We start from the raw sequence: 13220 nt of genomic DNA, 5'->3' as shown, positions 1-13220 counted from the left end.
TTGAAACTTTCATTGTTGGAACAACTGCCACTTGCTGTCCTTGACGACCAATTTCTTCAAGGTCTTGCGCACCGCATCATGATGCTCGTTAAAGACAATGTTTCCTGTCACGCCCCCAAACGGCTCGGGCATCTTAGCCAAATAGGCTTGGATCTTTTCACGATCCGTCCCTACAGTCTTGATCACTTTAGCCAAAAGATTCATAGCATCAAAATCCAAGGCCGCATATGTTCCGGGCGTGCTATGGTAAGCCTCCTGATAACTCTTGATGAATTTCTGTAACTTAGGATCATTTTCCGTGGGCAGGAACAGACCGGATACCTTCCATCCGTTCACAGCACTGCCGCCCAATTTAATGAGGCTTTCTTCATATAAACCATCCGTGCCGTAAACGGGCAGTTTAATGCCTAACCCCTGCATCTGTTTACCGATTAGAGCGCCCTCCGTGTATAATCCGCCAATGAAAATGGCATCTGCCCCAGAATTCTTCACGTCCGTCAAAATACCCGTGTAGTCTCTTGTCTGCCCCAACATGTAACTCCAGGTACCGGCAACTTTCCCGCCCAGCTTTTGGATTTCGCTGCTGACAGTGTCTTTTAAGCCCCGACCATAGTCATCGTTTTCGTAAATAATAGCCACATTTTTGTGTCCTTCATCAAACATCCACTGAGTAACAAAGCTTCCTTGAAAGGCATCCGTAACGGAAATTCGAAAAACATAGGGATGGTTCTGTTGCGAGAAAACCGGTGAGGTTCCCACATGAATCATAGGCAATTTAGCCTGATCATAAACCGGTGCTCCTGCTAACCCGCAAGAACTGTTATAGTTGCCCAGAACGGCCACCAAGTGTTTGTTTCCGGCAAACATATTCGCAATATTGGCCGCTTCTTTAGGGTCTGCCTTATCATCCTGAGCCACTATGTTAATCTTTTTCCCGTTTATTCCGCCAGCGTCATTAATCTCTTTGGCCGCCAGTTTAGCCCCGTTCAACATCTGCTGCCCATCATTGGCACTGCTTCCCGTCAGGGGAGCGACCCAACCGATGTCAAGCTTCCCACCGGCCGAAGAACTTGACGCGGGGGAATTACCGCCTGAACCACAACCGCCTAAGATTAGACCAAGTGCGGTTATCACCGCAATCACTGTAGCGGCGGATCTTTTCGTGTGCACTTTTAACATTAGCTTTCTGCCTCCCTAAGTTATCTCCTCCAACTTAAAGAACCACCCTTTACCTAATTATTCTCACAACCAACCATGAACGAAAGGATGGTATCCACTATGATTGCATGGATTCCAACAACTCCTCGGGTAGATGACAACAGGTCCGTTCCGGCCCCGTTACCCTTTGGTCCAACTGTCCACAACGTTCTGGTTCTCGTCAATCCACTTCTTGGCTGCGTCCTGGGGAGTCATACCCTGATTTATTAAAGCTTCCAAGCCACCAATCTGCTGATCGGTTAATTTGAAGCGCTTTAACTCTGCCGCTACTTGAGGCATTTTCGTGCTGAAATCTTTATTGGCCAAAGTATGAAGGCCTTCGGCCTCTCCGAAATCCTTTTTCGGATCACTTAAGTACTTGAGCTGGAATTTGGCAAACATCCAATGTGGGCTCCATCCGGTTATCACTATCCAATTTTTATCCCGATAGGCTTTTTCTAGAGCAGCCATCATGGCGGCCTCGCTGCCCTGTATTAGTTTGAAATTCAAGCCGTAATCCTTTATGGCTTTGGCAGCAGCTTTCATGATTCCTGCCCCTGGGTCAATTCCAATGACTTGACCGTTAAATTTCGACCTTTCCGAGTTCATTTGGTCGATAGAGTTAATCGTAACGTAATTCGGCACCACCAAGCCAATCCTGGCCGGAGACTGGTACCAGATACCATAATCCTGCAAATCTTTTTTGTATTTATCCCAATAAGCTTTGTGAGTAACCGGCAACCACGCGTCAAGAAAAAGATCCAAGTCGTCTTTACTCAGTCCGACAAACAGGGGCGCAACATCCGCGCTCTGCAAGTTCACAGTATACCCTTGCTTTTCCAGAATTTCCTTCCACAGGTTACTAACCGCAATGTCCTCGGCCCAGTCTACATACCCGATTCTAATTGTTCCTTTTGCCTTGGTAGCACTTGCCTGTGGTTGATTTGCTCCTGTGGAACCAGCCTGCCCGCCGCAACCGTTCAACGACGCTATCAACAGAAGAACAACCACAAGGCACAAAACAGCGAGAGCTGGTTTCTTAAACACGGACTTTGGGACCATTTATTGCCCCTCCCTCAATTTTTCGTCAATCTACACTATCTACACTATCCTTCGCCAAAGATCGGGGTCGCCTTTTTCCCGCACCTGCTGCGCCGCGCTTAATAATTCCTTGGCTCATTCGGTCCAGCACCATGGCCAGAATGACAACTGCCAGGCCATTTTCAAACCCTTTTCCTATGTCCATTTGGGATATACCTTGCAAAACACCGGCTCCAAAACCTTCGGCCCCGATCATAGCCGAGATCACCACCATGGACAGCGACAACATTAAAGTTTGGTTGATGCCTGCCATAATCGTTGGCAAGGCTATCGGCAACTGTATTTTCCATAACATTTGCCTTGGAGTAGATCCAAAAGCCTCCCCTACTTCAATCAACTCAACCGGAACCTGTCGGATGCCCAAGTCAGTCAACCTTGTCACCGGCGGCATGGCAAAAATGACAGTTGCAAAAATTGCCGGGACAGTGCCCAATCCAAAAAACATCAAAGCAGGTATGAGATATACGAAGGATGGCATAGTTTGCATAAAATCTAAAAGTGGTGTGAAAATGCGATGAAAGTTGTTGCTTCGGGCAGCCAAAATCCCCAAAGGTACTCCGATAAAGATTGAAACCAGAGCCGAGAATATGACCAGGACAAGCGTGTCCAGAAAAGCCGGCCACAAGCCCAGATCAAAAATCAGAATTAACCCCAGTCCTGTCCCAACAGCTAAACGCCAGCCGCTAACTTTCCACGCGATCACAACAAAAACAGCCAGGATAAGCCACCACGGCAAAACCGTTAAACCGGTTTTGAATTGATCAATAAAGGATTTGACTCCATTCGAAAAGAGGTCAAAGGTGTGACCATAATTCTTTAACAACCAGTCCACGCCGACATTGACCCATTGCCCCAGCGGCAAACGATAGATCTTCATGTATCACCTCTCGCCCCGATCGGTCATGTTACATCCTTTCTTCTGGCACAACCTAACTACGTTGACTATAAAGCTTCCCCAGACGTTCTATCCCTTTGACAAAGTTTGCAACATAATCATCGGCGGGGACCGCGACTATTTCCTGAGGGGGACCAACCTGAACCAGAGAGCCATCCCTGACAAAAGCGATACGATCACCTATTTTAAGAGCCTCGAATAGGTCATGCGTGATAAAAACGATAGTCTTGCTCATCTGCTTCTGCAAACTTAGTAACTCATCTTGCATTCCCTCTCTGATCAGGGGATCTAAGGCACTAAAGGCTTCGTCCATAAACAGAATATCCGGATCGTTCGTTAAGGCCCTTGCTAAGCCAACACGTTGCTTCATACCTCCACTCAGTTCATGAGGATAGGAGTTTTCCCATCCTGCCAACCCCACCATGGCCAGACTTTCTCGGGCCCTCCTTTCTCTTTCCTCTTTTTTAACGCCTTGAACCTCCAATCCAAATACCGTATTATGCAGGACCGTCCTGTGCGGCATAAGGGCAAACTGCTGAAAGACCATGGCAGTTTTCTTCTGCCGAACTTGCCTTAATTCCCTAAGCATTATTTTTGTAATGTCTTGCTGATCAATTGTCACCGTACCAGCGGTTGGTTCAATCAAACGGTTCAAACACCTCAACAACGTTGACTTGCCACTTCCGGACAATCCCATAATCACAAATATCTCACCATCTGACACGGAAAATGTAACGTTATGAACTGCAACGATATGGCCGGTCTCCGCTAACCGTTTTTTGCTCATTCCTTGTTCCAACCGTTTCAGCGCTCTGTCCGGTTGCAGGCCGAAAATCTTGGTTAAATTCTTAACCTCAATTTTTACTGGCATCGATGGCTCCCTTCCTAAACCGATTAACCGCACAGAACCAGGCAGAACATCTCTTCCCTCCCGATTTAACTTCCGGCTCACGTGAGGTTATCGCCTTTTTCAGAACTTCCCGGTTTCCCTCGCCTGGGCCAAATGAGCCGTCCGACCCATCTTGAAACGCTGCCAGTGCGACTCATTAATGTGGCACGTGCCCTTGTGACGCCTCCACCTCCTATTGCAATATAAGGGATTGCAACTTTCCGATATACGTGGTGCCAAGACTGATGCCCCGCGACTTAGTTAAATCAACCTTTAAGGCATTGCAAATATTATGCCACTCGGCTGCCAATGCCCGGAAGGGTCCCCGGTCCAACATTCTAAATATTCAAAACACATCCTGGATAAAAGACCAATCCTAAACAAGGATCGCTAAGCGAAATGATTGCCGTCTTTCGGCAAACTCCAACCCTCTCGTCTGTCCCATATTGGGACGAGACATTCCTATTTTGGGATCCTTTTCATTCTCTTTAACATCTCCCGTGTGTCGACGGGCGTCTGGCTTCTCTTTGAACGGCGATTAGACGCACATCTGCCTAGTGACCATCTATAATAATTGCATCTTTAGAGAGCAAGCCTGATTTGCCTGATCCGGTTTTTTGTGTCCTCATTCAGAGCTTGGGGTTGGTGTTCTTCCAAGAGAATTCGCAGTCTTTTGCTGGCCAATTCGGCCAGATCGGGCTTACCCTGCGCAGCCCAGGAGTCATGTCTGCCACGGTTAAACAGTGTCGGCATCCACCATTCCTTCTTGAAATTGTTATAAGTATGCTCTTCCCCTATAAAATCTCCTCCCGGACCAACGGCCTCAATCGCATCCAGTGCCAGAGTTTCTTTATTGACTTCGATTCCGCGGATAAGTCGTTTAACTTGACCGATCACCTCGTCCCCAATAACCAGACTTTGCAGCGAGGTACTCATGCCCGATTCCATATACCCAACGTCATGGATCAAGTTACCGCCGCTGAGCGCAGCCATTAGACAATTGGTCGCAATGTCGATACCCGCCTGTTGGTCAACGCTCTTCGAATCGGAGCATCCCGCGGTACTGAAACCGGGAATTTCGTAAAATTGCGCCATCCTGATCAACCCGGCAGCCATCAGATTAAACTCCGGAGATGCATAGGTAATTTGAGTGGAAATCATGTCCATGATAGTGATGACTCCTCCCATAATAAAGGGAGCCCCTTCCCGGACCTGCTGATGGATAACCAACCCGCTTAAACTTTCCGCCAACGATTGCACAATATTTCCGGCCAGGGTGGCCGGGGCAGTGACTCCGCCTTGGGGGGCCGGTGTGTAAATTACCGGGAGATTATATTCAGCCATTGCCATAGCAATATCGAGAGCATCGAATTCATGGGTCAAAGGGCTGATAGGTTCGCAATAGAACGCGCACAACGGATTATTCTGAAGTTCTTGTAAACTGCCGGCGACTGCCACCGCCATTTCCACCATGGCTTTAAGATTCCGGGTATTATAACTCCAATGTACAATGGGTTTAGTGGAATTGTTCAGAAGAGCCTCAAAGGCATAAACGTCAGAAGTCTTTCGATCCACGTCGCTAGGTGTGCCAAAATCCATTTGGAAATCAATGTTTGGCAAAGCATCCATGACTCTTGAGGCGCGGCAGGTGTCTTCCAGAACCGGAACTCTCCGTTCCCCCGTAAAAGGATCAATGGTATTCATGGCCGTTGGTCCTGGGCCGAAATAGAAGTTGTGCCCCTCCAAAAAGATCCGCCGTTGTTTATTGCGATCACTCAAAACAACCCGAGAAGGCGCACTGCGAATGCTCTTTTCGACCAACGCCGCGGGAAATCGTACCCTCTGGCCATCCACATAGGCCCCTGCCTTCCGGGCAATCGCCAAAGCCCGCTGATGATGGATGTTCACACCCACTCTTTCCAGCACTTCCAAAACCGCTGAATGGATCTCCGCACATTGCTGATGCGTAAATAGTTGAAAGCAAAGGCTCGAATTAGCTACATAATTACTCCTTGGCATTGTCAAACCCCTTTCACCTATTTTATTGGTACCCGTGTCTTTGGTCAGCGTTTCGAATGATTTCATCAAACCTATCTAACTGCTGTTTGGTTAAAGGAACCGGTGTATGTTCGGCCAATATGTTAAGAACCTGTTCGTGAGCCCGATCCCCTAACGTTTTGGCGCCGGCATCTTTCCACTCATCGTAACGTTTCCTGTTCATAAGCGAAGGAGTCCAGAATTCTGAGCGCATGTAATCCAAAGTATGTTGCTCACCTAAGAAATGCCCGCCCGGTCCGACTTGGTCCACTACTTCCGTGGCTAAAGTCTCTTTATTTACCCGGATACCACGAACAAAGCGCTTAGCCATCCCAATGAGTTCATTACTCATGACCAGCATCTCCAATGAACCGGTTGAACCGTATTCCAGGTAACCGACATCGTGAATTAGGTTCGCCCCGCTCTGTCCAGTCACCAAGATCGAAAACATGGCCTCGGCCGCAGCCTGCTGATCCAAAACATTTGAGTCACTGCAGCCTGCCGTACAAAAGATCGGCAAGCCTAAGTAGTGGGCTACGTCCGTCTGTGCCGCCTGAAGAAGATTAAACTCCGGAGCGGCATATGAGAAAATGGTGGTCCTCATATCCATAATGGTAAATACTCCGCCCATAATAAAGGGTGCCCCTGCCTGCTTTAGCTGGTGAATGACAAGTCCTCCCAAGCTTTCGGATATGCCGCTGGCCAAAGTCCCAGCCAATGTACAGGGCGCCGTGGCTCCGGCCATTGGGGCTGGAGTATAGACGACGGGAATCCCGTGCTCAGCGGCAAAGAGAAGTTTATCGACCGAATCTTTAGGATGCTGTAATGGCGAGATCGGCTCGGCGTACAGCACTAAGAACGGGCGTGCCCTTAGTTCAGTGGTCCCGCCGGCTACTTCTTCAGACATGGCCACAATGTCAGCGAATCCTTGAATGTCGTGGGCCGTGATAACCATTGGCTTGCCTGTATTTGTTACCATTGCCTTAAACTGATAGCGATCCGAGGTTAAGCGCGGCACATCCTGAACCAGCCCTAAGGACATGCAGAAGTCCACATGGGGAAGAGCATCAATAACTTTGGCGGCATTCGCCACATCCTGATACCTGGCTCTCAGTCTTTCGCCTCTTAAAGGATCGACAAAATAAGGTGTGTCCGATCCGGTCCCATAATAAGAATTATATCCTGCCAAAGCCATGGCCTTTTTTCCGGTCCGGCTATTGTACAGGCCCACAGAATTAGGAGCACTTTGCAGAGCCTGTTTCGTCAGAGCTGAGGGTATTCGTGCCCGGTTGCCGTTAATATGAGCTCCTGCTTGTTTTAACATTTCCAGGGCCTCTGTACTATAGAAAACAGCACCTGTAGTTTCCAATATTTCAATCGCGGCACCGACTATCTCGGAAATCTGCCCCTCAGAAAGGATCCTAAATTGAACTGACTCATTGACCGTATAATTTGCCCGCAAAACACTCGCTCCTTTCAAACCCCCTAATAAAAATTAATAAACTTCTCTTGGAGCTTTCTCTTCAATTTTTTGCTTACCAACCTTTCGAACTCGTATATTTACTAAAGTCCGCTTTCTCCTTTCTGCTTTACGCCAGAAGTTTCTTGCAAAGGTCAGTCGCTGAGGCGGCGTCGGGAGCAAACCCGTCTGCCCCGATTTCATCGGCAAAGTCCTGGGATATGGGGGCTCCGCCTATTATCACTTTGACTTTGTCCCTCAGGCCTTCTTCCTTGAGGACTTCGATCGTATCCTTCATAGACAGCATGGTGGTTGTTAATAGGGCCGATAGGCCAATGATACCCGGCTTATGCTCTTTAATGGCCTGCAAGAATTTATCTGGACCGGCATCCACCCCTAGGTTAACGACCGTAAACCCTGCACTCTCCAACATCATGCCGACCAGGTTTTTTCCAATATCGTGCAGGTCTCCTTTTACAGTCCCAAGGACCACTTTGCCGGCGGTAGGTAGCTCTTCGTCCAGTAGTAAGGGTTTTACGAGTTCCATGCCCCCGTTCATGGCCCGCGCCGACATCAACACTTCGGGAACAAACATTTGACCGACCTTGAACCGGGCCCCTACAACATTCATCCCAGGGATCAGACCTTGGTTGATGATCTCGACCGGATCAGCTCCCGAGTCGATAGCCTGTTGTGTGAGCTGCTTGACGCGATCCTCCTGACCCACAATCACGCTTTGAGCAAGATCTTCTAAATAATTTGACATTTCCCTTCCTCCTCGTAAGATGGATATCGGTTCATAGGTTTACCAAGTTTAAGCAATCATTTGGTAACCATATTGCAACTATTGTGCCAATACGCTTTTCATTAGGTGAAAGCTTTAATTTCGCTATAGACCGTTCATGTTCCCCCTGATTTGATCGTATTCTGACCCCCCAATGAGTCGCATTTGACTCATTATGAGTCGTATTCAACTCGGCATGAGCCACGTCCTTATGCCCATTAGAACTCAACTGCGCCGAGCCTTAAGCACCCAGAAGAAAGTTGCGCTCGTGCGCTACTAAAATTCTAACATTATAGTATTCTGGGTAGCCTAAGAAAACAGCGTGCTTGTTTCAAGCACGCTTGCCCCTCAAACTAGCTTAATGATTTTTTAGCACTTTCATCCTCGATCCCTTAACGCTTCAAACTCCTGAACAGAACAATACTTTCTGATGAGTCGACTGGCTTTTGTTTGACTAATCTTTAATGCCTCAGCCACTTTGTAGGAACTCCCCAATTGCCTAAAGGCTTTAATCACTAAGTATTTTTCGACCCGTTCGACTGCCGCATCTAACGGAATTAGGGCAGGCAAGGAAACACTGCAATCCTCATTCTCAACTTGGCGAAATAAATAGGCCAAATGCTCGACTTCAATTGTTGTCTCAGGCACAGTTATGGCTAGTCGTTCGATAACATGTTCAAGTTCACGGACGTTACCCGGCCAATGATATCTCAAAAGTAATTCTAAACTTGCCTGTGAAAAACTATGTTTCGTCTCATAAATATGATTGATTTTTTTGAGGTAAAAAACAACCAAAGGAAGGATATCTTCAACCCGCTCTCTTAATGGTGGCATTTCAACTTCGATAACGTTCAAGCGATAATATAAGTCTCCTCTAAAAAAACCTTGCTTGACAAGTCCTCTGAGATCGCGGTTGGTGGCTGCGATTATTCTGACGTTAACTTCTTTCTTATTCCTTCCTCCCACGTCAATAAATCTGAGTTCTTGCATAACTTCTAAGAGTTTCGCCTGAAGTCTTAGAGGGATTTCGCCAATTTCGTCCAGAAAAACGGTTCCGTTCTGCGCAAGTTCCAATAACCCTACTTTGCCATGCTTGTCCGCTCCCGTAAAAGCCCCCGGTGCATAACCAAATAATTCAGACTCAAAAAGCTGATCAGGAATCGCTGCGCAATTAATATGGATGAAGGCGTTGCCTTTACGTTTACTCATTTTGTGAATATATTTGGCCATGACTCCTTTACCCGTTCCCGATTCTCCTGTAATTAGGATCGTTGAGTCAGTGGGAGCCACTCTTTGCGCTAGTTCCACTATGTTTCTCATCTGTTTGCTATGAGCCACAAAATCTGTCGCCAACAATTCCTTTTTTCTAAGTTCGGTCACCTCTTTCCTATATTTCTGCAATAGTAGCTTTGTTTGCTCATAATCCTGTTTTATTTGATCTATTTGCGTTATATCCCTGGAATTAGCAACCACCAATTCGATATTCCCGTGACTGTCCAAAACTGGCGTAGACGTAACGACCAATCTTTTGCCTATACTGGTGATTGTTTCTAGTGTCACTCTCTCTTTCTTCCGCAAAGCTACCGGGGTGGTAGGTAGACAATAACCACGTTCATAAAACCACCATATTGATCTGCCGATGATTTCGGACGGCTGTAAGCCGTAATTTTCCACACACGCATTATTGACATAAACAATTCTACCCGCGCCATCAATTACAAAAATTTCATCATAGGAATTTTCCAGTATTTTATAAAGGAGATCTTGAGCCAACTGCAATTTTTGAGTAGGGAAACTCTTCTGGGAAACTGAGTGATCCATTTTTGAACCACCTCCAAATCGATCATGTTAGGGTCCTATTCGCGGCAGTCACGGCATTCATCCGTTTACCGCCAGCTATCCTGCGTCATCACACTCTCAAATTCCTCCATTAAGCCCAATTCTTTAATCTTCCGATAGAATGTGGACCGACTCATGCCCAGGGATTGAGCCGCCTTTTCTTTGGCGGGCCCTGTCGTTCCGAACTTTCTTAAAGCCGCCATGATGGCTTTCTTCTCCAGTTCGTTAATGGTAGAAATATCGTCATCGGCAAAAGAACCGGTATTTTTAGTGAAATACTCCCTGACACGAAAAGGGATACAGGATTCCTCAATGTAGTTTCCTGCAGCAACGTTAATCGCGTATTCTACGGCATTTTCCAGTTCCCGAACGTTACCGGGCCAAGGGTAGGCCAACATCTTTTCTTGAACACTTGGACTCAACCCTGTAACATGCTTATTCAAAATCAGATTGTATTTATCCAGAAAATGATATAGAAGCAAAGTAAGGTCTTCCTTTCTTTCACGCAGGGGCGGAATGTTAAAAGGGATAACACTTAACCTGTAAAAGAGATCACTCCTAAACTCGCCTCTGGTAATCATTTCTTCTAAGTTTCGGTTGGTTGCGGCAATAATTCTGACATCAACCCAAGTCGGCTTTACCCCTCCAATCCTTTCGATCTTGAGTTCCTGCAGAACCCGTAACAGCTTAACCTGCAGGGGCAAGGGCATATCGCCGATTTCATCGAGAAAAAGCGTTCCTCTGTCGGCCAGTTCAAATTTCCCGGGCTTACCGCCACGAACCGCCCCGGTAAACGCCCCCTCTTCGTAGCCGAACAATTCGCTCTCTAACAGCGCATCGGGAATAGCTCCGCAATTAATAGCAATGAACGGTCCGTTCTTGCGATAACTTTCCCCATGGATCGCCCGCGCAAATAACTCCTTGCCGGTCCCGCTCTCTCCGGTGATCAGTACCGTCGAATCGGTAGCCGCGACCAGTTGCATTTTATGTTTCAATTCCGTAATAGACTCACTCGTCCCAAGAATACCGTCCAAAGTATACTTGCGTTCCTCGCGGATCAACCGCCCTGCCAACTTGCGCACGTCGCGGACACTGCGAAGGGAGATAACCATTCCGGCAATCTTCCCTTCCAGCTTTATCGGCGTCATCGTGCCGATAAACTGCAAATTCTGTTCCCTGCTCTTATACAAAATCTCCTGTTCCACATAAGGCTGACCCAATTCAAGTACCTTAGGAATAGCTAAGCCTGGGAAAAGTTCATTTAAAGGCACCCCGAGAATTTGTGAGGCCCGGACGAAAAGCAGCTTTTCCGCCGCTTTATTGATTTGGTTCACAATCCCTTCTTTGTCTACGGCGATGATACCTTCCACAATGGAATCCATGACGGCACCCAGTTGATTGGTCATCAAAGTGAGCAGGCCATTCATCTCCGACTCGTGGATCTTGCTGCTCATCAAGAGAGCAATTTTATTTAAAAAACTCAATAGTTTGTCCTGGTTGAGCAATAGATTTTGCCTTTGGGATTCCGTGAAAGCATAAAGGGAAATGGTTCCAATTACCTTTTCCTCCAGTGGAATGGAAAAGGTTAAACCTCCCGTCAGGGTACACTTTTGCCTAAACGAGCAATTCCGGCATATCGCACTTACGAGCGGCGCATTTTCGAGAATGCAATAGCCACCCATCCGCAGCAGCCGGCTGGTGATGGATCCTTCACCATAAACTGTCCCTATTTGGTCCTTATAACACCCAGTACCGGCGATAACCTCAAGGTTATTGTCGATGATGGCCACTTCAAATTCCACCACAGCAGCTATCGCCTCCGCTGTTTGTTGAACAAAGTACTGATTGGCCTTGAAATATGACATTGAGGCCATTGAGGAAGAGAAATGTTGTCGGCTCAACACACAGTCCCCCCTTAAACACCTTCGTCGCAATGACCGGCCCGCGGCTATGTCTCTGACCAGGGCCTTGTATACCCCACGTCATACGATTGACGCAACACCTAAGTTTGTAATTTCAATCTTATCAGATAACGCTCCACGTTTAAAGCCCTTGCTCGATGACCGTTAGCAAAATGCTGCGTCTATCAGGGCGAATGGCCCAAGGTCGAGCACCTTTCGCCTTACTCCCTAGACCAGGAAGGAGGCATTCTCTCCGGCAGAACGGGCTCTGACGCCCATAAGATCATCCATCACAAGGAAATTGAGGAGTTCTTGGCCATAGGCAGCACGCACATTATCACGCTCAATAGAAGGGACAGTGCGTACTGAGGCAAACTCCAGCTGAGCCCGCTCCTCCAGTCTACGCCGCAGGGGCTCAACCAGAGTATCTGTCAGCTCAACCGTCTCAGCGGGCTCCAGGCCCTCAAGTTCTTCCCAGGCGCAGACCAATCTAATTTCAGGCGAACCGCTCTCACTCCGGCAAGCTACGACATAACCCACCATCTCCACTCCGTCTAAACCCGGAACAGGAACCACCAGCCGTTTCACGCAGTCCGGCAGGGCGAAAGCATTGAGCTTCCAACCATTCTGCCTGAGCATAGCCATCTCCGACCTCTTTAGCCTGTTCGATCTGCTGATGACCTAACGTTGCCTCCACCCGGACCAGACGGCGCTGCAAAATCTTACGCAAAGCAAAGAGACTGGAAGCAAAACGCAGGCGCAGAAAATCCCATTCCAGTTCCTCAAGTTCTCGCCCCTGCACTAATCTACCCAATACCCCATAGTATTTCAGCGTCAGCTTCGGATCGAACCGAAAGGAACCCACGCGGTTAGATAAAGCCAGCAAATCGCAAACTTTCACCGGATGGATCCGCATGGGAGTCGCAGTAGCCAGCCAAAGAGAACGGGTTCTTGGTCGCAAATAATCGGATAGCTAAATACAGGTTGCCATAATCTACCTGGGAACGTGTTCATTTCACGGGATTGTGCCTGCGTGCCGCATGAGCTTCATCCAACCCCCGCTGGATCCGTCGATCTCCACGTGGCTACGGATCCCTTTAGCTAAACGTAGCAACTCC

Annotated in this window: 9 protein-coding genes and 1 pseudogene; all 10 read right to left on the bottom strand. The window is 47.8% G+C overall.

All coding sequences use genetic code 11. The features are described from left to right. Nucleotides 1–9 precede the first annotated feature (9 nt). The 10 genes and pseudogenes from MNU25_RS06100 to MNU25_RS06055 all read right to left on the bottom strand — a co-directional run bounded on the left by MNU25_RS06100 (nucleotide 10) and on the right by MNU25_RS06055 (nucleotide 12747). Entirely contained in the window at nucleotides 10–1179 is a 1170-nt protein-coding gene (locus tag MNU25_RS06100; RefSeq protein WP_240984255.1) for an ABC transporter substrate-binding protein, read from the bottom strand. 159 nt (nucleotides 1180–1338) lie between these two features. Continuing rightward, the gene (locus MNU25_RS06095; protein WP_240984254.1) at nucleotides 1339–2208 is read right to left on the bottom strand and encodes a glycine betaine ABC transporter substrate-binding protein; all 870 of its coding nucleotides are present in this window, start codon (nucleotides 2206–2208) and stop codon (nucleotides 1339–1341) included. Between the two features lie 76 nt (nucleotides 2209–2284). Continuing rightward, entirely contained in the window at nucleotides 2285–3169 is an 885-nt protein-coding gene (locus tag MNU25_RS06090; RefSeq protein ID WP_240986749.1) for an ABC transporter permease, read from the bottom strand. Nucleotides 3170–3257: 88 nt separating this feature from the next. Continuing rightward, a pseudogene (locus MNU25_RS06085) lies at nucleotides 3258–4064 on the bottom strand (quaternary amine ABC transporter ATP-binding protein); the annotation flags it as partial. A gap of 600 nt (nucleotides 4065–4664) precedes the next feature. Further along, nucleotides 4665–6101: a trimethylamine methyltransferase family protein gene (locus MNU25_RS06080; protein WP_240984253.1), complete on the bottom strand. Its 1437-nt coding sequence runs from the start codon at nucleotides 6099–6101 to the stop codon at nucleotides 4665–4667. Between the two features lie 22 nt (nucleotides 6102–6123). Further along, complete coding sequence (locus MNU25_RS06075; protein WP_240984252.1) at nucleotides 6124–7599, bottom strand: trimethylamine methyltransferase family protein; 1476 nt, start codon at nucleotides 7597–7599, stop codon at nucleotides 6124–6126. A 109-nt stretch (nucleotides 7600–7708) separates the two neighbouring features. Then, complete coding sequence (locus MNU25_RS06070) at nucleotides 7709–8344, bottom strand: cobalamin B12-binding domain-containing protein (protein WP_240984251.1); 636 nt, start codon at nucleotides 8342–8344, stop codon at nucleotides 7709–7711. 396 nt (nucleotides 8345–8740) lie between these two features. Further along, complete coding sequence (locus MNU25_RS06065; RefSeq protein ID WP_240984250.1) at nucleotides 8741–10183, bottom strand: sigma-54 interaction domain-containing protein; 1443 nt, start codon at nucleotides 10181–10183, stop codon at nucleotides 8741–8743. 65 nt (nucleotides 10184–10248) lie between these two features. Further along, nucleotides 10249–12102 carry a sigma-54 interaction domain-containing protein gene (locus MNU25_RS06060; protein ID WP_240984249.1) on the bottom strand — a complete coding sequence of 618 codons (1854 nt, stop codon included), beginning with the start codon at nucleotides 12100–12102 and terminating at the stop codon, nucleotides 10249–10251. Between the two features lie 228 nt (nucleotides 12103–12330). Further along, nucleotides 12331–12747 carry a hypothetical protein gene (locus tag MNU25_RS06055; protein WP_240984248.1) on the bottom strand — a complete coding sequence of 139 codons (417 nt, stop codon included), beginning with the start codon at nucleotides 12745–12747 and terminating at the stop codon, nucleotides 12331–12333. Nucleotides 12748–13220: the final 473 nt, after the last annotated feature.

It is taken from the genome of Acididesulfobacillus acetoxydans (assembly GCF_902729405.1).
GTDB lineage: Bacteria > Bacillota > Desulfitobacteriia > Desulfitobacteriales > Desulfitobacteriaceae > Acididesulfobacillus > Acididesulfobacillus acetoxydans.
The sequence above is the reverse complement of the archived record's forward strand: the minus strand, read 5'-3'. Positions and strand labels throughout refer to the sequence as shown.